Raw genomic sequence first — 20973 nt, 5'->3', positions numbered from 1 at the left:
TCGGGAAGTTGGCACCCGCCCTGTCTTGCCCACGCAAGACAGGGCATTTTTAACGGAACCATTTTTGCTCTGGTGCATTCAATCGCCGTTTTACTGCATCTTGCAGGCTTTTGATTGGTGGCTGAAAGGAGGGTTCTATGCCGCTCTTCAATGAAGCGAGCCGTATATACGCGCCGGGAGAAGTCGATTTGATGCGCAGATGTTTTACCGAAGCGAGCGAGAAGCTCGAGGCAGGCGGCAACGCCTATTCAGCGTCGGACCTGGCATCCAGTATCATCAGTCTCTACCAGAGCGGACTGCGCAATCAGACATATATCGCTGATCTGGCAGCGGGCATTGCAAGCGCCAGATATCTGTCCCGACAACAAGAAGTCGACGTCAACCAGCAAGACCAATGACCCAGGAGGGAAGAAAATGGCACAAAAGCGAAATCCGTGGTCCGACCCGGATCTGGTACGAGAGAAAGAAGCTATCGATCCATCTCCTGTGGAACCGAGTGACCATCAGGAAAAGCCTACTCACGAACAATCAAATGCGCCGGGCAATCCTCATATCAAGGTTCCCAAAGAACCTTATCCCGACCGTTCGAATGATTGAGTGGGCAGCGCGGGGTCCTTAAGCCAGACATTTCCATACTGCGCGGGTGCCATCAAGACTTGGTGGGAACGCTTGCTTGGTGTAGCGTTACGCCCAGTGTCAGCGAAGTCTGGCAATGAGGTTTGGCAGCGATCACCCCCAGCGATCATGAGTGACGAAACATGAAGACACTGGCGACAGCTATTTGCATTCTGATCGTGGCGGCAGCCCTCACCGGATGCGCCAATCGCTCGTGCCGCGATTGGCCGGGGACGTGCATCATTCAGTGATTGAGACAAACCGGGCAAGCCCGGCTGAAGTGGGCGTTAGGTCCCGCCTTTCTCGCTATTCTTCTTTTTTTTATCTTCGTCGTAGTGAAACTTGATGGCGAAGAACATGGCCACGCCCAACACGAGAACCTTGAACGCTATCAAGAATACAGGAATCCATTCCATCTTCTGAATATTCCATGCTGCTATCTATCGCGAAGGCACTAGCACAAATAGCACCCAACGCTGCGGCGCAGATTGACGCGGTGATAACCCGTTACTACAGTTAGCCCGTGCGAAAGTATGGGACGAATTCAATATCTGGAAGGGATGCATGCCCGGTGGCATGTCCGGACTTCAAATCCGGGAGGGGCTGATAGACGGTCTCTGGTGGGTTCGACCCCCATTTCCTTCCGCCATCATTCCCGCACATCTCCAGCAAAGCTGCTTCACAACCTCGCTGGAGATGAAGAAGTTCGATCAAACGCGTTCGAGCGCGATGGCAATGCCCTGACCGACGCCGATGCACATGGTAGCCAGCGCATATTTGCCGCCGTTCAGCGACAGTTCCAGCGCCGCGGTGCCCGCAATGCGCGCACCCGACATGCCAAGCGGGTGACCAAGCGCAATCGCGCCGCCATTCGGATTGACGCGGCTGTCGTCGTCGGCAATGCCCAGTTCGCGCAGCACGGCGAGGCCCTGCGAAGCGAACGCCTCGTTCAGCTCGATCACGTCGAAAGCATCGGGCGCAATGCCGATACGGGCGCTGAGCTTCCTGGTTGCCGGAGCCGGGCCGATGCCCATCACACGCGGCGGCACGCCAGCCGTCGCACCACCCACAACGCGGGCGATAGGCGTGAGGCCATATTTCTTCACCGCTGCTTCCGAAGCAACGATCAATGCGGCCGCACCGTCATTGACGCCCGACGCATTGCCTGCCGTGACCGTACCGCCTTCGCGGAAAGGCGTCGGCAGCTTGGCCAGCGCTTCGATGCTGGTGGCACGCGGATGCTCGTCCTTGTCCACGACGACAGGATCACCCTTGCGCTGCGGAATGGTGACCGCCACTATTTCCTTGGCCAGACGGCCATTGGCCTGCGCCTCAGCGGCCTTGTTCTGGCTGCGAACGGCAAATGCATCCTGATCGGCGCGCGAGACCTTATAGTCTTCGGCAACGTTCTCGCCGGTTTCCGGCATGGAATCGACGCCATATTGCTTCTTCATCAACGGATTGACGAAGCGCCAGCCGATGGTGGTATCGAAGATTTCCGCCTTGCGCGAAAAGGCGCTATCAGCCTTTGGCATGACGAAAGGCGCGCGGCTCATGCTTTCGACGCCACCGGCAATCATCAGTTCCGCTTCGCCTGCCTTGATCGCGCGTGCAGCTGCGATGACCGCATCCATGCCCGAACCGCACAGACGGTTGATCGTGGTGCCAGAAACGCCAACCGGCAGACCGGCCAGCAGCAGCGACATACGCGCGACATTGCGGTTGTCTTCGCCTGCCTGATTGGCCGAACCGAAGATGACATCATCGACGGCTTCCCAATCGACCGACGTGTTGCGCGCCATGAGTGCTTTCAACGGAACGGCACCGAGATCGTCGGCACGGACTGCAGAAAGCGCGCCGCCATAACGACCAATGGGAGTACGGATATAATCGCAAATATAGGCTTCGGTCATGACAGGCCTCACAATTCTGGAACAACGAGATCGGCGACAGGGCCATCGATATGCAGCTTAGCGCCGGTCATAGCCTGTAGCTCTTCCAGCGTCATCGCGGCAAGCTTTTCGCGCAGCACAAAGCGGCCCTTATCAACGTCAATCACCGCATGGCTGGTGTAGATGCGCGTGATGCAGCCGACGCCCGTCAGCGGAAAAGCGCATTTTTCCACCAGCTTCGGCTCGCCCTTTTTGGTGACGTGCTCGGTGATGACCACCACCTGCTTGGCACCATGGACAAGGTCCATCGCGCCGCCGACGGCAGGCACACCCTTGGCGCCGACGCGCCAATTCGCGAGATCGCCGTTTTGCGCAACCTGATAAGCGCCGAGGATCGCCACATCGAGATGGCCGCCGCGCACCATGGCAAAGCTGTCGGCATGGTGGAAGAAGGCAGCACCTGGCTTCAGCGTCACAGCCTTTTTGCCTGCGTTGATGAGATCCCAGTCTTCCTCACCTTCCGGCGGCGCTTCGCCGAAATCGAGAATGCCGTTTTCGGTGTGGAAGATCGCCTCGCGGCCTTCCGGCTGATAGCGGGCAACCATTTCGGGAAAACCGATCCCAAGATTCACATAAGCGCCGTCGGCAATATCTTGCGCCGCGCGCCAGGCAATCTGGGCGTTGGAAAGCTTGATGTCCTCACGAGTATCGACGGTCATACGTAGGCCACTCCTGCCCGAATGAGTTCTTCTTCCTGCTGCGGGTTTGTAACCTCGACAATGCTGTCGACGAAGATGCCCGGCGTGATGACGTTTTCCGGCTCGATGCCGCCGAGCGGCACGATCTGCGACGCCTGCACGATGGTCTTGCCGGCAGCCATGCACATCAGCGGATTGAAGTTGCGCGCCGCCATGCGGTAATTGAGATTGCCGTGAATATCAGCCACATGCGCCTTGATCAGCGCGAAATCGGCCTTCAGCCAGCGTTCCTGCACATAAGGGCGGCCATCGAATTCAGCGATCACCTTGCCCTCGGCAAGCTCAGTGCCATAGGCAGTTGGCGTATAGAAGGCCGGGATGCCAGCGCCACCAGCGCGGATGCGTTCGGCGAGCGTTCCCTGCGGAACCAGCTCAAGCTCGATTTCACCAGCCAGATATTTGTCCGTGAAGGCGCGCGGATCGGACGAACGCGGAAACGAACAGATCATCTTCCTGACCAGTCCCGCGTCGATCATGGCGGCAATGCCGATGCGACCGTTACCAGCATTGTTGTTGATGACCGTCAGGTTCTTCGGCCCCTTGTCGATGAGCGCGTGAATGAGTTCAATCGGCGCGCCCGATCCACCAAACCCGCCGATCATCACGGTCGCGCCATCGCCGATCCCAGCAACCGCTTCCGCAAGGCTTCCTATTGTCTTGTCCATATTTTTCTCCTCAGACGACCGCAGCGCCAAACTCGGGCCGGGCAGTACGCATGCCGAAAATTGGGGAACCGTCTTTCAAAAATGCGCTCGAGATTGAATAAAACGATGCCCCCTCGACCACAATGATTTTGTGCGTTATGCTTACTTTGTTCGATAATCGCACAAATACGGAGATTGCCTGCGTGCAGATCAAGGATCGCGACATGATGGGCGGGCTGGCCAAAGGCCTGAAGGTTATCGAGGCTTTCACCTTCGATCATCCGAGGCTCAGCATTTCCGATGCAGCGGAGATTTCCGGTTATGATCGCGCCACGACGCGGCGCTGCCTGCTGACATTGGCCGAGCTTGGTTATTGTGCCTATGACGGCAAATATTTTACGGTGACACCGCGCATCCTGCGGCTTGGCACAGGATGCCTCGCCTCGATGCCGCTTCCGCGTATCGTGCAGCCTTTTCTCGACCGCCTGTCGGACGAAATCCGCCAAAGCACGTCCGTTTCCATTCTTGATGAGACGGAAATCGTCTATGTCGCCCGTGCGGCGCAGCAGCGCGTCATGTCGGTGATGCTGATGCCGGGATCGCGATTGCCAGCCTATTGCACCTCGATGGGGCGGGTGCTGCTGGCGGCCTTGCCTCATGAAGAGGCGCTTGAAACGCTGAATGCGAGCCAGCGCATCGCCCGCACGCCCCGGACGGAAACTGATCTGGCGCGCATCATGGAAGAACTGGCCCGCGTCCGCGAGCAAGGCTATGCAGGCATTGATCAGGAAGTGGAAATCGGCCTGCGCTCCATGGCGGTGCCGCTCACCAATTTTCATGGCAAAGTGGTTGCGGCGCTGAATGTCGGTCTGGCTTTGACCGATGAACCGATGGCCGACGTCATCACACGTTACCTTCCCGCGCTGAAAGCGGCACAGGCGGAAATATCCCGCACTCTACGGTAGAGAGATTGCCAGGCGCAAAACGCCGGCCTGTTTGCGACAGACCGGCGTTACGATGGTCAGTTTTCGACCACTTCTGGCAAGGGCTTGTCCACGACCATGGCATGATCGAGCACGCGTTGCAGGTTGGCGGCATGGCGGAAACTCGGCTCCAGCCCGACACCGTCAGCCACGGCACGGGCAAAACGCTGATAGTTCGTCTCAACGATACCGGCATCGATATCCCGCCAGACCGGCGTTTCGATATCCTCGCCGATAGAACCGCGCAGGCTTGATCCAGTGGGTGTATGGAGCACTTCCAGCGCGCCCTTGTCGCCATGGATGCGCAGGCGCAGCTCGTTCAAATGGCCGGTCGCCCAGCGGCTGGCATGAATGACACCCAGCGCACCATTGGCATACTCCGCCATCATGACGAAGCTGTCATTGGCATCCAGCACATATTCGCCAATATGGTCGTTTTCCGCCTTGTCGAAAGTTTTGAGCCGAGCGGACGCCCGCTGCACATCGCTGCCGATGGCATAGGATGCGAAGTCGAGGATATGAATGCCGACATCGCCCAGAACACCATTCGACCCATGGCGCGTGGAAAGCCGCCAGAGCCATTTGCTCTCGGTCTTCCAGTCGCCCCATGTCTTCGACACCAGCCAGCTTTGCAGATAGGACGCCTCGAAATGGCGCACCTGCCCGATCTCTCCGGCCAGCACCATTTCGCGCGCCTTTTGCAAGGGCGCAACATTGCGATAGGTCAGATTGACCATATTGACGACATTGGCCTGCTCGGCGGCATCGGCCATTTCGGCGGCCTTTTCATAGCTTTCCGCCAGCGGCTTTTCGCAAAAGACGTGCTTGCCCGCGCCAACCAGCGCCAGCGTGGTCGGGTGATGAATGGCGTCCGGCGTCACATTGGCGACCGCATCGAAACGGCCCCATTCCAGCGCATCCTCAAGCCGCGTGAAGCGGTTGTGAATGTCGTGGTTTTCCGAAAAGGCATCGACGCGCTCTGCCGACACATCACAGGCCGCGACAACCTCGACGCCATGGATCGCCCCGAAGGCTTCGGCATGGTTTTTCGCCATGCCGCCAGTACCCAGAATAAGAAGACGCATCATGCACCTCAGCGATAACCGGCTTCACCGGCCTTGTGCAGCTTGGGTCCACGCTCGACAATCGGCTCCAGCGCTTTTTCGACCGGAACATTCGGCGCGGCGTGGATGCCCGTCCATGACGGTTGCGGATTGTACGCCCATTTGACCGAATTGCGCAGAACGGTTTGCACATTGGCATCGTGATAGGTCGGGTAGGTTTCATGTCCGGGGCGGAAATAGAACACATTGCCCGCGCCGCGCCGCCATGTCATGCCGGAGCGAAACACTTCGCCGCCCGCGAACCACGAAATGAACACCGTTTCCAGCGGCTCCGGCACGGAGAACTGTTCGCCATACATTTCTTCGTTCTCGAGCACGAAATTCTCATCAAGTCCCTGCGCGATTGGATGGCCGCGATTGACAACCCAGACGCGCTCGCGCTCGCCCGCCTCACGCCATTTCAGCGCGCAGGGCGTGCCCATGACCCGCTTGAAGATTTTGGAGAAATGGCCGGAATGGAGCACGATCAGCCCCATACCTTCGAAGACGCGCCTGGCCACGCGCTCCACCACCTCATCGCTGACGGCACCGTGATCCTTGTGCCCCCACCAGACCAGTACATCGGTCTCGGCCAGACGCGCTTCCGGCAAGCCATGGTCCGGCTCCTGCAAGGTAGCGGTGGTTGCCTGAATGCTGCTGTCGGTATTCAACGCATCGGCAATCGTGTTGTGCATGCCGTTCGGATAGACCGAACGCACCGTTTCGTTGATCTGCTCGTGGATGTTCTCACCCCAGACGATTGTGCGAATAGGCACGGATATTCTCCTTGCTGCGGGCATGACGGCCCGGTTGTTTCATCTCATTGAGCTTGGGAGGTCGGCGTCAAACGGCGCGGCCCTTTTCATCGAAGCGATGAATATTGTCCCCTGCGGGGGAAACCGATAGCGTCTCGCCGGATTTGCGCACCGCGACACCGCTTTCGCGGACCACCAGCGGTTCCTCCAGGCCAAGATCGATATAGACATAGGTGTCGGAACCGAGGATTTCGGTGTGGATCACCTGACCGGTCCAGTGGCCGCCCTCGGACACAACGGCGAGATGCTCCGAACGCAAACCCACCGTATGAGCACCGAAAGGCTCGGCATGTTGGCCGGTCAGGAAATTCATCTTCGGCGATCCGATGAACCCGGCGACGAAAAGCGAGTTCGGCTTTTCGTAAAGCTCAAGCGGCGTCCCCACCTGCTCCACACGTCCATCGCGCAGCACGCAGATGCGGTCGGCCAGCGTCATCGCCTCCACCTGATCATGCGTCACATAGATCATGGTGGTGTCTTCCATGCTCTGGTGGAGCTTGGCGATCTCAAGCCTTGTAGCCACACGTAGCGCCGCATCGAGGTTGGACAAGGGTTCGTCGAACAGGAAAACCTTGGGATCGCGCACGATGGCCCGGCCGATGGCCACGCGCTGGCGCTGGCCGCCGGAAAGCTGGCGCGGCAGACGCTCCAGATAGGGCGTCAGTTGCAGCATCTCCGCAGCTTTATGAATGCGGCTCTTGCATTCGTCCTTGCTTTTGCCTGCAAGCTGCATGCCGAAGGCCATGTTTTCATAGACCGTCATATGCGGATAAAGCGCATAGGACTGGAACACCATGGCAATGCCGCGCTTCGACGGGGTGAAGCTGTTGACCACGGTTCCGTCAATGGCAAGACTGCCGGACGTGATCTCCTCCAGCCCGGCAATCAAACGCAGCAAGGTGGATTTTCCGCAACCCGATGGACCGACAAAGACCATGAACTCACCGGGGCGGATATCCATATCCACGCCCTTGATGACATCGAAGTTGCCGAAAGACTTGCGCACATCGCGCAATTGAAGTTCTGCCATGACTATACTCCTAGCCCTTTACGCCACCCGCCGTCAGACCGGAGACAATCCGCCGCTGGAAGATGAGCACGAGGATGACGAGGGGGACCGTGACGATGACCGAAGCCGCCATGATGTTGCCCCAGGGGATTTCGAACTGACTGCTGCCGGACAGAAGCGCGATAGCCACCGGCACAGTGCGCTGGCCGCCGGACGAGGTGAAGGTGAGCGCGAACAGGAACTCGTTCCATGCAGAGATGAAGGCAAGCAGACCTGTCGTCACCAAGGCGGGCCACATCAACGGCATGAACACCCGCGTTATGATGACCCAAGGCGACGCGCCGTCGACGATGGCGGCTTCCTCGATCTCCACCGGCAGATCGCGCATGAAGGTGGTGAGCACCCACACCGTGAAAGGCAAAGTGAAGATCATGTAGGAGAAGATCAGCGCCAGCGGCGTGTTGAAAATGCCCAAGAAACGGATCAGCTCGAACAGACCGGCCAGCACGGCGATCTGGGGGAACATCGACACCGAAAGAATGGTGAGCAGCAAAAGCCCCCTGCCCCGAAAACCCACCCGCGCCAGCGCATAGGCCGCCGTTATCGCCAACAGAAGCGAGATCGCCACCACAACTGTTGCCACCAGCAGCGAATTGCCGAGACTGCGCAGAAAGCTGCCCTGCGTCAGCACGCTGGTATAATTCTCAACCGAGAAATTGGTCGGCCAGTAATCGACCTGAAATAGCGCCGTTCCCGATTTCACACTGGTAATGATCGCATAATAGAACGGGAACACCGCAACCAGAATGATGATCGCCACCAGAAGATAGAAGCCAGCTAACTTTATGTACCGCATCTTCTAGTCTCCCTTGCTGGTGATGTTCACACGTCCGAAGAACATGTAGAGCAAGGTGATGCCAGCGATGATGAGGAACAGCATTGTCGATGCCGCCGCACCATAGGCAAATTTGTCGAAATCGAACAGATTTTCACGCGCAAAGACCGACATGGTTTTTGTCTGTGCATTGTTGGGCGTCAGCACATAGATAAGATCGAAAATGCGCAGCGCATCCAGCATGCGAAAGATGATCGCCACCATCAGCGCCGGGCGGATCAGCGGCAGCGTCACGCGCCAGAACACTTTCAGCGGATGCACGCCGTCGATCCTGGCCGCTTCATAAATATCCGTCGGCACCATCTGCAAACCGGCCAGAATAAGCAGCGCCATGAAGGGCGTCGTTTTCCAGACATCGACAATCAAAACCGCGATCATTGCCGTGTCCGGATTGGCGGTCCAGGCGATTTTCTGGCTGATAAGCCCGAGATTGAGCAGGATGTGATTGAGGATGCCGAACTGGTCGTTGAGCATCCAGTGCCAGATCTTGGCCGAGACGATTGTGGGGATCGCCCACGGGATCAGGATCGCCGCGCGCACCAGACCGCGCCCCGGAAAATTGGCGTTGAGCACCAGCGCCACGATCAGTCCGAACACCGTTTCCAGACTGACCGAAAGCAGCGTGAATTTTACCGTGTTCCAGACCGCGCCCCACCATGCCGGGTCGGCCAAAAGTCCACGATAGACGGTACGGCCGCTCTTGAGCGTCACCCAGGACAGATAATTGTCGAAGCCGACAAACTCTGCTGTGCCAAGGCTGGTCAGCGAGGCATTGGTGAAGCTGAAATAGATGGTTCTGAGCAGTGGCCAACCGGCCACCAGCGCGAGCACGAACAATGTCGGGGCGAGAAACACCCATGCAGACCGGATGCGCTGGCTGCGCAGATCGGAATGCACGCGCAGCCTTGACGGCGCGGCCTCCGCACGATGGGAAGAAGTCTCTGTCATGATCCAGCTCTTGGTCCTGCCCAGAGGAATATGAGCGTTCGGGTCGCCCACCTAGGGGATGGGCGGGGCTTGGGAGGACAACCCGAACGCGGCTTGATCGGTCCTTACCAGCCGGAACCTTCCAGCTCGGTCAGCTCGACCTCAAGCAATTCGAGATTCTCCGCAGCCGTTCCGTTGCCGGAGAGTGTCTTGTGAACCGCCGTCCAGAATTTTGACGACACTTCATTATACTTCACCTTCGTCGCAGCCGACGGACGCGGCACGGCATTCTGGAAAATCGGCTTCCAATTGGCCATGAAAGGCTGCGCCGCAATGACATCCTTGTCGTCGTAAAGCGCTTCGATGGTCGGCAGGCGCGAAATCTCGACCGCCTGCACCTTCTGCACTTCCGGCGAGGCCAGATATTTCACCAGAGCGATGGCTGCTTCCTGCTTGGTCGAATATTTGGACACTGCAAGATTCCAGCCGCCAAGTGTGGAGGATGGAGCATCTCCATCGGCGCCAGCAGGCAGTGGAGCAACGTCGAACTTGCCCTTCACGCCGCTATCGGCGCTGTTGCCCAGCGCATAGGCATAGGGCCAGTTGCGCATGAAGACCGCATTGCCGGTCTGCCAGACACCGCGCGATTCCTCTTCCTGATAGGCCAGCGCGCCTTGCGGCGAGATCGATCCGATCCAGCCCTTGGCGCGGTCGATGGCTGCGGCGGCCTTCTCATTATTAATCGAAATCGTGCCGTCGGCCTCGACGATCTGACCACCGCCCGACGACTTGATCCATTCAAGCGCGTTGCAGGTCAGCCCTTCATAGGCATTGCCCTGAAAGACAAACCCCCAGAGATCGGACTTGCCGTCGGCGCGCTCCTTATCCATGATTTCCTTGGCGGTCGCCGTCATTTCATCCCAGGTTTTGGGAACCGGCTTGCCGTATTTTTCGAGAAGATCCTTGCGGTAGAACAAGGCGGGCGCATCCGTATAAAACGGCAGCGCGACCAGCTTCCCATTGACGGTCTGCGATGCAATGATCGATGGGAAATGCGCAGCAGTGACATCCTTCGTTGCCTCGGTGAGGTCAACAAACTGGTCGGACAATTGCGGTGCCCAGACCACATCGGTCTGATAGACGTCGATATCCGCATTGCCTGCCGCCAGCCACAGGCGATACTGGCTGAACTGTTCGCTCGATGACGGCGGCATCGAAACGATATTGACCTTGTTGCCGGTATCCTTCTCGAATTTGACGATCTGGTCCTGCAAGAACTTGATGTTGTTGCCCGTCGAATTGGCAGCGAGCGAAATTTCCACCGCCTGTGCGCTGACTGTCGCAAGGCCCAAAGCCACGCAGGCCGTGAGCATTCCCTTTATTGATTTCATTGTTCCCTCCTCCCATCCATTCTGTAAGCGGTTGTTCAAAATCGAAAACGGTTTGGATAGCAAAAAGTTGCAGAGGACCGCATTTCTGTCAAGCAACAGATTCTCGCAAAATGAACAGGGTTTGGACCTCTTCATATATTTCTATATCTTTCAATATCTTGAGAAAGACACGTTCGTCGGACGATGGCCTTGCGCGCCTGACGCGAACGCGGTTTGATGCTTCTTTTTGAAACAAACTTGAAAGCGGTTTGGATTTATAGCACAATGATAATCAGCCACGTCGCTCTGCGACGGGCACGCCGATTGTTAATCGCAAGGAAGCGGCTATAATCCCGCCGCCTTGCCCGCCTCTCAACTCGACATGCCAAATGAAACTTCGTGAATTTGCCAAACAACTGGGGCTTTCAGCCACGACCGTCAGTCGTGCATTAAGCGGCTATCCTGAAGTCGCCGAGAGCACGCGCAAGCGGGTGATGGATGAAGCCGTTCGTCTCGGTTATCGCCCCAATGAAAATGCGGTCAGGCTTGCAACCGGGCGTGCCGGAGCCATCGGCGTCGTGATGGGGCGCAACAGCGAATTTCATTTTGCAGAATTCATGCGCGGCATGGCCGAGCGGCTCAGTCAGGATGAGGTGGATATTCTCGTCAGCCCAATTTCCCACAATGGTACGGATGATGAAGTTCAGATTTGCCGCCGCCTCGCGACAAGTCGCCGGGTCGATGCAATCATCGTGACCTCACCGAAGCCGAATGATGAGCGGATTCGGCTGCTGCATGAACTCGGCATGCCGTTTCTGGTGCATGGACGTTCGGAAACCGACATTCCGCATGCCTGGCTGGATATCGACAATGAAGGCGCGGTCTGTCGCTCGACGGCGCATCTGCTGGATCTTGGGCATCGCCGTGTCGCGATGATCAACGGGCGCTATGGCTTCACATTTTCGCTCCACCGCGACGAAGGCTATCGCAAGGCGCTGGAAAGCAGAGGCGTTCCCTTCGATCCCGATCTGGTGGAGCATGGCGATTTTACCGACGAAATCGGCTATCGCCTTGCACTCAAGCTCTTGGAGCGCAACCCGCGCCCGACCGCCTTTGTTGCCGGGTCGATGATGACGGCGCTTGGCATCTATCGCGCGGCGCGCTCGTTCGGGCTGACCATCGGCAAGGATATCTCAGTCATCGCCCATGACGATGTTATCTCCTTCCTCAGTGCCGAAAATATGGTGCCGTCGCTGGCGGCGACGCGCTCATCCATGCGGGCGGCGGGCAAACGCTGCGCCGATCTTCTGATGGACATTCTCGACGGTCGCGCCGCGACCGATATCCACGAACTCTGGCCGGTTGAACTGATCTTAAGAGATTCCGCCACGCGGGTTCCTGAAAACAGCTGATAGAGCCAATACACAGAACATCATAGGCGAGGTTCAAGTGAATCTGGCATAATCTTCGTCATGAGACTGACAGAAGTTTCTATTAGTTAGTCGGAACAGGCGTCGTCGGGGCTGGCTATAAGGAGTTCGCCATTGACCGAAATCGAACTGAAGCTCGAAATTTCCCCTGCCGATCTCGAAAAGATCGCGCTCTCCAGCTTTTTGGGGCAGCCTGCCGCCACGCGGGAATTGCACTCGGTTTATTTCGACACAGGCGATTGCCGGCTTTTCGATAATGGTTTCACCTTGCGCATCCGCCGCTCCGGCGAGAAAACCATCCAGACCGTAAAGGCGACCGGCTCCAACGCCTCGCTTTTCGCCCGTTCCGAATGGGAAACCCCGGCGCGAACAAACACGCCCGTGTTCGACTATAACAGCCCACTTCTCAACCGCTTCGGCCCGATCGAACGCAATCTTGTCGTGCAGTTTGAAGTTGTCACCAACCGCCGCATCTGGAACCTGACCGAAGGCACCTCCAGCATCGAAGTGGCTGCCGATACCGGGATCGTCATGGCGGGCGACAGGCAGGCGCCCTTTCACGAGATCGAACTGGAACTGAAAGGCGGCGATCCACGCCAGCTTTTCGCCCTCGCCCGCAAGATCAATGCAATCGTCCCGGTGAAGATTGGCGTTCAATCCAAATCGGAACGCGGCTACCGTTTATTGTCGGCCATGCGCAATGCCGCCAAGGCCGAAGCAATCGGTCTGGAGCCGCGCCTAACTGCGGATGAAGGTTTCCGCATGATTGCGCTTTCCTGCTTTCGGCAGTTTCGCCTGAACGAGACCTTGCTGCTGCAAAAGGGACATGCGGGCAGCCTGCATCAGGCGCGCGTTGCCATCCGGCGGCTGCGCTCGGCGCTGTCACTTTTCAAACCCCTGCTGGATGAAAATGCAAAGCGATTTTCGGACGAATTCCGCTGGCTGGCCAACACACTTGGCGATGCCCGCAATCTGGATGTGCTTCTGCTGAAGGCCGCCGATGGAGAACTGTGGGAAAAACTGGAGACCGCCCGCAAGGGCAGCTATGCCGAAATCGTCGAAGCACTTGCGTCGGATCGCAGCCGAGCGCTGATGCTCGACTTCAACGAATGGCTGCTCTGCGGTGACTATGCCAAACATCCCGACGGTGGAAAGCCCGTCGAAGATTTTGCCGCAAAAGCGCTCGACCGGATGCGCAAGAAGCTCAAGAAGCACGGTCGCGACCTTGCTGAAATCGACGATGAACACCGGCATGAGGCTCGAAAAGACGCGAAGAAATTGCGTTATGCGGCAGAATTCTTCGCACCACTCTTTGCCGACAAGCGGGGGCTGCGCCGGTACAAGAATTTCAACAAGGCAATGGAAGCGCTGCAAGACCGGCTGGGTGCGCTCAACGATCTGGCCATCGGCCACGATGTGCTGAAACAATACGGCATTGAAGAAACGCCGGAGGCTCAGAACCTGATCTTCCATGCCGATAAAAAACAGCTGATCGAAAAGGCGCAGACGGCGCTCGACGATGTTCTCGACGCCAAGAAATTCTGGCGCTGAAGCATAAGGGGCGCCTAATGCAAAGCCGTTTCATTTTTCGGCTTCCCGTGTTCTAACATCCTCGCGGGTGGAATGGAGGAGGACCGAAAATGAACAAAATGCCGACAGCTGATGAAAACATCTCTGCTTCGCGCCTGATCGATAAGCGCGTCGCGGAGCTTGCCGACTGGAGAGGCGAAACGCTGGCCAAAGTTCGCGCCATCATCACCAAAGCCGATCCGGCAATCATTGAAACATGGAAATGGCGCGGCGTACCCGTATGGGAGCGCGATGGCATTATCTGCACAGGCGAGACTTATAAGCAGGTCGTCAAACTGACTTTCGCCAAAGGTGCATCGCTGGACGACCCAAGCGGTCTGTTCAATTCCAGTCTCGAAGGCAATGTGCGCCGGGCCATCGATATTCGTGAAGGCGAAGAGATCGACGCCGATGCGCTCACCGCGCTCGTTCGCGCCGCCATCACGCTCAACAGCGCAAAGCCAGCGCGAAAGAAATAGGCGGCGGAGCTTTCGCGCCGCCGCCTATTCTTCTGCAAATTCTGCGACAGATCAGTGCGCTGCTGCTTCGCTCTTGCGAACCGCAGCCACATCACCAGCCGAAACCGCGCCCGCCTTGTTGCCCCATGCGGAGCGAACAAAGGAGGCAAGGTCAGCCACTTCCTGATCCGTCAGGCGATCGGCATAACCCTGCATCACAAGACGCATCGGACGCTTTGCCGTCGATGGCACTTCGGCACCGTGCAGGATGACCGAGATCAGCGGCTTCACTTCCGAACCTGTCACCAGATCATTGTCAGCCAGTTCCGGGAAAATTCCCGGCGCACCCTTGCCGGTCACGAAGTGGCAGGCAGCGCAATTGTCGAGATAAAGACGCGCACCCACCGGCATGTCCGGAGAGGCTTCCGTCAGCATCTTCGCGGTTGCTTCGCCAGCGGCATCGGCAGGTGCTGCCGGAAGCGCCGTGGAAACCTTGGCCGCGAAGCTCTGCGGAACCTCGACAGTCGCCCCATCGACACCCTTGAGGAAAGCAGCAATCGCGAGATTGTCGGCATCCGTCAGGTGCTGGAGTGAATGCTCGACCACCAGACCCATTTCGCCGTTTGCGGTCGAATAGGAATTGCGACCCGTTGCGAGATAGGTGGCCATTTCCTCGACCGACCATTTCTGTGGAGCCGATTGCGGGCCGCGCAGCGCAGGCGCGTTCCAACCGTCGATGACACCGCCCGACAGGAAGTTCTTGTCGCCCGCACTGACACCATCCTGCGCCATGAAGCTGTTGCGTGGGCTGTGGCAGGCCGCACAATGCGCCGGACCTTCGACCAGATACTGGCCGCGCTCCTGCGCCTCGTTCTTGCCTGCGGGCGTAAAGCCAGCCTTATGCGTCAGCGCGAGCCAGTTCCAGGCGCGGATGCCGAAGCGCATATTGAACGGGAAGCCCAGTTCGGTCTGCTGGACCTCGTTCTTCACCGGCTGCACATCGTGCATGAAGTAATCGTAGAGAGCACGAACATCTTCTTCGGTCAGCTTGCGATAGTTTTCGTAAGGCATGGCCGGGTAAAGATGCGCGCCATCGGCGCGAATACCGTCATAGAGCGCGGCGCGGAACTGATCGAGCGTCCAGTTTCCGATGCCGCTTTCCTTGTCCGGCGTAATATTGGTCGTCCAGATAGTGCCCATCGGGCTTGCAATGGCGCGACCACCAGCAAACGGCTTGCCGCCATCGGCCGTATGGCAGGCCATGCAGTCGGACGCATACATGACATATTCGCCCTGCCCCTTGGCCGGTTTCCAGTCAGCGGCCAGTTCCTTCGTCGGCTTGGTAAGCTGAACGGGAACGAACAGGAATGCCAGCAGCGCGACGATACCGAGAACGAGGAGAACACCGATTATGCGAAGAAAAGTTTTCATCACCGTTCTCCTCAAACCAGCGGACGCGGATTGGAAAGATACTGCGTGCGGATCGCATGTGCGGTCCAGTAAGCAAGGCCGCCGAGCAAGCCGGTCGGGTTGTACTGAGTGTTCTGCACAAAGTTACCCGCGCCAAGCATGAACACATTGTGCTTGTCCCATGCCTGCGAGAAGCGATTGACGACGCCCTCACGTGCATTTTCCGACATGATGTGCCCACCGGTCGTATGCGTCGTCTGATAGGGACGAACATCGAACTGCGCACCTTCCTTCTTGAAGGAGGACTGTATCAGGTCCGGATTCATGGTCTTGGCCAGCGCTTCCGCCTTGGTCTTCATGAACTGGGTCATCCGGATATCATTCGGATTCCAGTTGAAGGTCATGCGCATCAGCGGACGACCGTGCGGGTCCTTGTAGGTCGGGTCGAGATCGAGATGGTTGGTCTTGTAGGACATGACGGAACCATGCGTTCCGATGTTCATCGAATGGCCATACCATTCGGCAATCGCCTTCTTCCAGCCAGCGCCCCAGCCAGGCGTGCCGGAGGGCAGCGTCATGCTGCGGATCGGCTGGCCGTTGGTCTGGCCCGTGCGCCAATAGGCACCGCCGATGAAGCCCTCACGACCGAAATCGATCTGGTTGATGCCGAAATCATCGATACACATGCCGTTAGCGCCAGTACCGATGAACGGATTGAATTCCTCATCCTTGAAGAACAGCGTCACGCCGCCGGTCAGCTGATAGGCGTAGTTACGGCCCGTCACGCCTTCGCCCGTTGCCGGATCGTAAGGCTGTCCGATGCCCGACAGCAGCGCCAGATGCACATTGTTCAGCTGGAACGACGACAAAATGACGAGATCGGCAGGCTGGAAGACTTCTTCCTGCGTCTTGTCGTCGAAATAGGTTACGCCGGTTGCGGTCTTGCCATCCGGGGCCATTTCAACGCGCAACACTTCCGATTCCGTGCGATAAGAGAAGTTTGGCATCCGCTTCAGCGCATCGAGGATCGTCGTTTGCGGCGACGACTTCGAATATTGATAGCAGCCATAGCGCTCGCAGAAACCGCAATGATTGCACGGTCCCATCTGCATGCCATATTCATTGACATAGGCCGTCGAAGCAATGCCCCCCGGCGATGGGAACGGGTGGTAACCGGCGGCTTTTGCCGCATCGGCAAATTTGCGACCGTCCCAGGTCGTCTTCATCGGGGGCATTGGGTATTCGTTCGAACGCCAGCCCTCAAACGGGTTGCCGCCCTCAACGATCTTGCCCTTGATGTTACCGGCCTTGCCGGAAATACCGGCGACGCGCTCGAAGCGGTCGAAGAAGGGTTCCATCTCGTCATAGGTGACAGGATAATCGCCCAGAAGCATGTCTTCCGGGATGATCTGCTCGCCCCAATGCTCGCGCACGTGAGAACGCAGTCTAAGTTCTTCGGCCTGCGGACGCCAGTTGAGGCCGTTCCAGTGCGTGCCCGCACCACCCACGCCGTTGCCCGGCAGAAACGAACCGAAGCTGCGGTAAGGCAGCGCGTTTTCATCCGCATGGCGGCGCACGGTGACGGTCTGCTGGCTGGCGCGCTGCATCATCTTGAGACGCACGCCGTATTTCAGTTCGTCGATCATGTTCGGATATTTGAAATCTGGCACGGTATTCTGATCGTGGCCACGTTCCAGCGCGACGATGTCAAGGCCTTCCTGCGCCAGTTCCATTGCCAGAATGGAGCCGGTCCAGCCGAGACCGACAATGACCACGTCTTTCTTCTTTTCCTGACGTGCCATGGTTAAGCCCTTTCGCCCTTGATCGAAACCGGACCCAGCGGGTAGGCCACATTGTAGCGCTCAACCCATTCCTTGTAGCTGCCGCGCGCACCGGGGAAGCCGATATAGGTCCAGGCCTGCATGCCGTGATTGCCGCCATACATCGGGTCGGCGAAATAGCCTTCCTTGGTGTTCTGGAGCAGCAGCGCGAAGAACTCGCGCAGTTCCGGCTGCAAACCAACCTCGCCCTTTTGAAGAGCGGTCAGCGCTTCGTCCTGCTGTTCAGGGGTCAAAGCGGTAAAAGCGGCGCTATATTTCTGCTCGCACCAGCCATTGAAGGCCGGGATGCCCTGACGGTAAATCTGCGCCGGGTTGAGCGGGGTCTGCCAGCCGCGGGTCGGATCAGCCGACGGATCGTGCGGACCAACCATGTACCAGTCATCGGCACGGCCATAATCTCCGGCAAGCTGGAGATCGATGAAGACAGGGACGCGGGTTTCAAGGGCACCGGGGCCATCGCCATCCGACGGGATCAGCCTCGCCGTCGCGGCAAGGATAAATGCCCATTCGAGATCGTTAAAATATTGGCGTTCATAGTCTTCGAGCGGAACCGGGGGCGTCTTCGGTTCAGCCTGGGCTGAGACAGCCAGTCCTGAAAGCATGACGCTTGCTGCGGAGGCTTTCAGAAAACTGCGACGACTCGGATATCCGGGGAGGTCAGTCATTGTCGTTTCCTGCCAGTTAGGTGGGTAAGACGGAGGGATGCTTTTCTGAAATGAAACCGCATGGCGCGATTAAGAAAAACATAGCGCTCGATACACACCAGACTAGAACAGTTCAAATAACTTGTACCCTAGCTGTGCAAAACATGAGGGAATTCAGGGCCGCAAAGCCGCGCCTCCGGTAAAGAAACTGCCCGCCAAATGCCGGAAAATGGCCAAATCCAGCCCGCTATCGTCTATGTGATCACATCTATGTGATCACATCCTCATATACTCGAATATCGGGGCGAAACTGCAAATTTGACCGGTTGGACAAATAAAAAAAAGCTGAGAGAGACTCACTCGGCCAGCGCATCCAGCGCTGGCCGAAGTGGGTTTAACCCGCCACCTCGCCCACCAGAGCGAGGTCGAAAACATGGTGGTGGATATGGCCGTCGAACATGGCCAAAAGGCCCTTGGTGGCCTCCCGGCTTTCGTAGCGGATGGGTGAAGCAAGCGCTTCCGCCAATGCTTCCCGGCTGTCATAAACCGTCCATAACACCATCGGGTAGGATGGCGCGCCTTCGTCCCGTTCCACGGCGTAAAGCACGCGCACATCTAGGATGCCAGGAAACTGAAGCCACATCGGCATCAGGGTTTTCGCGACATAAGCCTTGAACGCATCCTCGCGCCCAGCATGAATAGCGCCTTCGAAGAAAGCCTGTCTGACAATCATCGGAAAACTCAATTTACCTTGGTCGGCGGAACATCGCCTGCGAAATAGGCCTGCAAATTGGCAAGCACCAGCTCACCCATGCCGATGCGCGTTTCGACAGTTGCACTGCCCTGATGCGGCATCAAAACGGTGTTGGGAGCAGTGAAGAACTCTTCGCGGATTGTCGGCTCGTTGACGAAGACATCAAGACCGGCACCGGCAATGACGCCATCCTTGAGTGCGGCCAGAAGCGCGTCCTCATCGATGACCGTGCCGCGCGCGACATTGATGAGATAGCCCTTGTTGCCAAGCGCCGCCAGCACATCCTTATTGACGATATTGGCCGTGGAGGCATTGGCCGCCACGCAAACCGCCAGAACATCGCTATTTCGAGCCAGTTCCACCGGCGATGCATGAGCAATCCAGTTCGTACCCGTCACCGGCGAGCGGTTCCAGTAATGCACCTCCATGCCGAAAGCCTCGGCGCGCTTTGCCAGCGACTTGCCGATCTGGCCAAGGCCGAGAACGCCGATGCGCTTGCCCTTGGGGCTAGTGCCCAGCGGGAAGGCCTGACGTTCAGCCCATTTGCCTTCGCGAACAAATCTATCGCCAAGCGCTACATGGCGCAGGACCGCCAGCATCAGAGCAATACCGGTATCGGCAACGTCGTCGGTCAATACGCCCGGGGTCGTGCTCACATGCACATTGCGGCCACGCGCAAAGGGCAGATCGACCTTATCCGTCCCGACACCGTTGATGGCAATCAGGCCAAGCGACGGCAGACGCTCGATCCATTCATTCGACAGGCCCGAGCCACCGCCGGTCACTACCGCGCGGATCGAACCCAAAGCCTCAGCGAGCGCCGCTTTTTCGTCCGCCTTGTAAAGCCGGTGAACCTTGTAAGCCGCATCGAGCCGCTCCTCTATTGCAGGCATCATCGGCTCCACGAGCAGAATTTCGTTCGTCACGTCAAACTCCAGTTCCAGATTGGGGGGAACACAGCGCGAAAGGTGGGAAATAGCTTTCGCGCCATGCGTCAGAACATATCATTTCGGGCGGTCAGGAAATCTGGCCGATAAAAGCTCTTGTCCGCTCATGCTTCGGATTACCGAAGAATTCCTCCGGCTCCGCCATTTCGAGAATCTGACCCTGATCCATGAAGATCACCCGGTCGGCGACCTGTCGCGCAAAGCCCATTTCGTGGGTGACGCAGAGCATGGTCATGCCCTCTCTGGCGAGATCGATCATGGTGTCCAGAACTTCCTTGACCATTTCCGGATCGAGCGCCGAAGTCGGCTCATCGAAAAGCATGATCTTCGGATTCATGCACAATGCGCGTGCAATCGCCACGCGCTGCTGCTGACCGCCGGAAAGTTGGGCAGGATATTTGTCCGCCTGTTCGGGAATGCGCACGCGCTCCAGAAACTTGCGCGCCGTCTTTTCGGCTTCCGCTTTGGCGACGCCGCGCACCTTCATCGGTGCCAGCGTGCAGTTTTCCAGAACGGTCATATGCGGGAAAAGATTGAACTGCTGGAACACCATGCCGGTTTCCTGCCGGATGATATCGACATTCTTGCCGCCCGCCGTGAGGTCGAAGCCGTCGACAACGATGCGCCCTTCCTGAATGGTTTCAAGCTGGTTGATGCAGCGGATCAGCGTCGACTTGCCCGAGCCGGACGGGCCGCAAATGACGATGCGTTCGCCGCGCGCCACAGTCAGATTGATATTTCGCAGCGCGTGATAGGTGCCATACCATTTGTTGACGCCTTCCATCAGCACCGCAGTACCGGAGTCCTGCGATGCCCCGTGAGCCGTGTTCTGAGCCGTCTTAGTCATGTCGAGAACTCGCTTTGCTGAACGTGACCGCCTGATGCGGCGTTTGCGGCCATGCCCGGCCA

General features: G+C 57.9%; 21 protein-coding genes and 1 tRNA gene. 7 read left to right on the top strand and 15 right to left on the bottom strand.

The window, feature by feature from the left end; translation table 11 throughout:
* Positions 1–137: 137 nt before the first annotated feature.
* From FIC94_RS09485 to FIC94_RS09475, 3 genes are all read left to right on the top strand, one after another.
* On the top strand, positions 138–398 hold the full coding sequence (locus FIC94_RS09485) for a hypothetical protein (protein WP_140024692.1): 261 nt from the start codon (positions 138–140) through the stop codon (positions 396–398).
* Between the two features lie 16 nt (positions 399–414).
* Entirely contained in the window at positions 415–597 is a 183-nt protein-coding gene (locus FIC94_RS09480) for a hypothetical protein (protein WP_140024691.1), read from the top strand.
* A gap of 571 nt (positions 598–1168) precedes the next feature.
* A tRNA-Sec gene (locus tag FIC94_RS09475) sits at positions 1169–1264 on the top strand.
* A 61-nt stretch (positions 1265–1325) separates the two neighbouring features.
* Here the strand turns inward: FIC94_RS09475 and pcaF are convergent.
* Genes pcaF through FIC94_RS09460 form a run of 3 tightly spaced genes read right to left on the bottom strand, consistent with a single transcriptional unit; the run spans position 1326 to position 3930 of the window.
* Positions 1326–2528 carry a 3-oxoadipyl-CoA thiolase gene (gene pcaF, locus FIC94_RS09470; protein ID WP_140024690.1) on the bottom strand — a complete coding sequence of 401 codons (1203 nt, stop codon included), beginning with the start codon at positions 2526–2528 and terminating at the stop codon, positions 1326–1328.
* 8 nt (positions 2529–2536) lie between these two features.
* Positions 2537–3226 carry a CoA transferase subunit B gene (locus FIC94_RS09465; RefSeq protein WP_109366917.1) on the bottom strand — a complete coding sequence of 230 codons (690 nt, stop codon included), beginning with the start codon at positions 3224–3226 and terminating at the stop codon, positions 2537–2539.
* Complete coding sequence (locus FIC94_RS09460; RefSeq protein ID WP_140024689.1) at positions 3223–3930, bottom strand: 3-oxoacid CoA-transferase subunit A; 708 nt, start codon at positions 3928–3930, stop codon at positions 3223–3225. The genes FIC94_RS09465 and FIC94_RS09460 overlap by 4 nt, the downstream gene beginning before the upstream one ends.
* Positions 3931–4136: 206 nt before the next feature.
* Between FIC94_RS09460 and FIC94_RS09455 the strand changes: the two genes are divergently transcribed.
* Positions 4137–4874 (top strand): IclR family transcriptional regulator domain-containing protein, encoded by a 738-nt coding sequence (locus tag FIC94_RS09455; RefSeq protein WP_371830825.1) that lies wholly within the window; start codon positions 4137–4139, stop codon positions 4872–4874.
* A 56-nt stretch (positions 4875–4930) separates the two neighbouring features.
* Here FIC94_RS09455 and FIC94_RS09450 read toward each other — a convergent pair whose 3' ends face one another.
* The 6 genes from FIC94_RS09450 to FIC94_RS09425 all read right to left on the bottom strand — a co-directional run bounded on the left by FIC94_RS09450 (position 4931) and on the right by FIC94_RS09425 (position 11032).
* Positions 4931–5977, bottom strand: a complete 1047-nt coding sequence (locus FIC94_RS09450; protein ID WP_140024759.1) for a Gfo/Idh/MocA family protein — start codon at positions 5975–5977, stop codon at positions 4931–4933.
* 8 nt (positions 5978–5985) lie between these two features.
* Entirely contained in the window at positions 5986–6771 is a 786-nt protein-coding gene (locus FIC94_RS09445) for a ThuA domain-containing protein (protein WP_140024688.1), read from the bottom strand.
* Positions 6772–6838: 67 nt separating this feature from the next.
* On the bottom strand, positions 6839–7840 hold the full coding sequence (locus FIC94_RS09440; protein ID WP_109366912.1) for an ABC transporter ATP-binding protein: 1002 nt from the start codon (positions 7838–7840) through the stop codon (positions 6839–6841).
* 10 nt (positions 7841–7850) lie between these two features.
* Positions 7851–8675, bottom strand: coding sequence for a carbohydrate ABC transporter permease (locus FIC94_RS09435; RefSeq protein WP_140024687.1), 825 nt, complete (start codon positions 8673–8675; stop codon positions 7851–7853).
* Positions 8676–8678: 3 nt separating this feature from the next.
* Positions 8679–9662: a carbohydrate ABC transporter permease gene (locus tag FIC94_RS09430; RefSeq protein ID WP_140024686.1), complete on the bottom strand. Its 984-nt coding sequence runs from the start codon at positions 9660–9662 to the stop codon at positions 8679–8681.
* A 104-nt stretch (positions 9663–9766) separates the two neighbouring features.
* Entirely contained in the window at positions 9767–11032 is a 1266-nt protein-coding gene (locus FIC94_RS09425) for an ABC transporter substrate-binding protein (protein WP_140024685.1), read from the bottom strand.
* A gap of 368 nt (positions 11033–11400) precedes the next feature.
* On the opposite strand from FIC94_RS09425, the gene FIC94_RS09420 reads away from it, so the two are divergent.
* From FIC94_RS09420 to FIC94_RS09410, 3 genes are all read left to right on the top strand, one after another.
* Complete coding sequence (locus FIC94_RS09420; RefSeq protein WP_109366909.1) at positions 11401–12423, top strand: substrate-binding domain-containing protein; 1023 nt, start codon at positions 11401–11403, stop codon at positions 12421–12423.
* Positions 12424–12555: 132 nt separating this feature from the next.
* Positions 12556–13992, top strand: a complete 1437-nt coding sequence (locus tag FIC94_RS09415; RefSeq protein ID WP_235891980.1) for a CYTH and CHAD domain-containing protein — start codon at positions 12556–12558, stop codon at positions 13990–13992.
* Positions 13993–14081: 89 nt separating this feature from the next.
* On the top strand, positions 14082–14489 hold the full coding sequence (locus FIC94_RS09410; RefSeq protein ID WP_140024683.1) for a DUF1801 domain-containing protein: 408 nt from the start codon (positions 14082–14084) through the stop codon (positions 14487–14489).
* A gap of 51 nt (positions 14490–14540) precedes the next feature.
* On the opposite strand, the gene FIC94_RS09405 is transcribed toward FIC94_RS09410, so the two are convergent.
* The 6 genes from FIC94_RS09405 to FIC94_RS09380 form a co-directional block, all read right to left on the bottom strand.
* The gene (locus tag FIC94_RS09405; protein WP_140024682.1) at positions 14541–15899 is read right to left on the bottom strand and encodes a cytochrome c; all 1359 of its coding nucleotides are present in this window, start codon (positions 15897–15899) and stop codon (positions 14541–14543) included.
* An 11-nt stretch (positions 15900–15910) separates the two neighbouring features.
* The gene (locus tag FIC94_RS09400) at positions 15911–17680 is read right to left on the bottom strand and encodes a GMC family oxidoreductase (protein WP_109366905.1); all 1770 of its coding nucleotides are present in this window, start codon (positions 17678–17680) and stop codon (positions 15911–15913) included.
* Between the two features lie 2 nt (positions 17681–17682).
* Entirely contained in the window at positions 17683–18384 is a 702-nt protein-coding gene (locus FIC94_RS09395) for a gluconate 2-dehydrogenase subunit 3 family protein (protein ID WP_140024681.1), read from the bottom strand.
* A 373-nt stretch (positions 18385–18757) separates the two neighbouring features.
* Positions 18758–19096: an NIPSNAP family protein gene (locus tag FIC94_RS09390; RefSeq protein WP_140024680.1), complete on the bottom strand. Its 339-nt coding sequence runs from the start codon at positions 19094–19096 to the stop codon at positions 18758–18760.
* 8 nt (positions 19097–19104) lie between these two features.
* Positions 19105–20055, bottom strand: coding sequence for a 2-hydroxyacid dehydrogenase (locus FIC94_RS09385; protein ID WP_140024679.1), 951 nt, complete (start codon positions 20053–20055; stop codon positions 19105–19107).
* Between the two features lie 79 nt (positions 20056–20134).
* Positions 20135–20911, bottom strand: coding sequence for an amino acid ABC transporter ATP-binding protein (locus tag FIC94_RS09380; protein ID WP_109366901.1), 777 nt, complete (start codon positions 20909–20911; stop codon positions 20135–20137).
* Between the last annotated feature and the right edge of the window lie 62 nt (positions 20912–20973).

This window comes from Ochrobactrum teleogrylli, assembly GCF_006376685.1.
Lineage (GTDB): Bacteria > Pseudomonadota > Alphaproteobacteria > Rhizobiales > Rhizobiaceae > Brucella > Brucella teleogrylli.
Note: the sequence above shows the minus strand (reverse complement) of the source record. Positions and strands in the feature narration are given on the sequence as shown.

Bases quoted from the DNA above. Each gene is read 5' to 3' on its own strand.
- FIC94_RS09465 (WP_109366917.1), bottom strand. From the start codon at position 3,226: ATGACCGTCGATACTCGTGAGGACATCAAGCTTTCCAACGCCCAGATT.
- FIC94_RS09425 (WP_140024685.1), bottom strand. From the start codon at position 11,032: ATGAAATCAATAAAGGGAATGCTCACGGCCTGCGTGGCTTTGGGCCTT.
- FIC94_RS09395 (WP_140024681.1), bottom strand. From the start codon at position 18,384: ATGACTGACCTCCCCGGATATCCGAGTCGTCGCAGTTTTCTGAAAGCC.
- FIC94_RS09460 (WP_140024689.1), bottom strand. From the start codon at position 3,930: ATGGACAAGACAATAGGAAGCCTTGCGGAAGCGGTTGCTGGGATCGGC.
- FIC94_RS09455 (WP_371830825.1), top strand. From the start codon at position 4,137: ATGGGCGGGCTGGCCAAAGGCCTGAAGGTTATCGAGGCTTTCACCTTC.
- FIC94_RS09485 (WP_140024692.1), top strand. From the start codon at position 138: ATGCCGCTCTTCAATGAAGCGAGCCGTATATACGCGCCGGGAGAAGTC.
- pcaF (WP_140024690.1), bottom strand. From the start codon at position 2,528: ATGACCGAAGCCTATATTTGCGATTATATCCGTACTCCCATTGGTCGT.
- FIC94_RS09400 (WP_109366905.1), bottom strand. From the start codon at position 17,680: ATGGCACGTCAGGAAAAGAAGAAAGACGTGGTCATTGTCGGTCTCGGC.
- FIC94_RS09390 (WP_140024680.1), bottom strand. From the start codon at position 19,096: ATGATTGTCAGACAGGCTTTCTTCGAAGGCGCTATTCATGCTGGGCGC.
- FIC94_RS09420 (WP_109366909.1), top strand. From the start codon at position 11,401: ATGAAACTTCGTGAATTTGCCAAACAACTGGGGCTTTCAGCCACGACC.
- FIC94_RS09480 (WP_140024691.1), top strand. From the start codon at position 415: ATGGCACAAAAGCGAAATCCGTGGTCCGACCCGGATCTGGTACGAGAG.
- FIC94_RS09380 (WP_109366901.1), bottom strand. From the start codon at position 20,911: ATGACTAAGACGGCTCAGAACACGGCTCACGGGGCATCGCAGGACTCC.
- FIC94_RS09435 (WP_140024687.1), bottom strand. From the start codon at position 8,675: ATGCGGTACATAAAGTTAGCTGGCTTCTATCTTCTGGTGGCGATCATC.
- FIC94_RS09450 (WP_140024759.1), bottom strand. From the start codon at position 5,977: ATGCGTCTTCTTATTCTGGGTACTGGCGGCATGGCGAAAAACCATGCC.
- FIC94_RS09405 (WP_140024682.1), bottom strand. From the start codon at position 15,899: ATGAAAACTTTTCTTCGCATAATCGGTGTTCTCCTCGTTCTCGGTATC.
- FIC94_RS09410 (WP_140024683.1), top strand. From the start codon at position 14,082: ATGAACAAAATGCCGACAGCTGATGAAAACATCTCTGCTTCGCGCCTG.
- FIC94_RS09440 (WP_109366912.1), bottom strand. From the start codon at position 7,840: ATGGCAGAACTTCAATTGCGCGATGTGCGCAAGTCTTTCGGCAACTTC.
- FIC94_RS09430 (WP_140024686.1), bottom strand. From the start codon at position 9,662: ATGACAGAGACTTCTTCCCATCGTGCGGAGGCCGCGCCGTCAAGGCTG.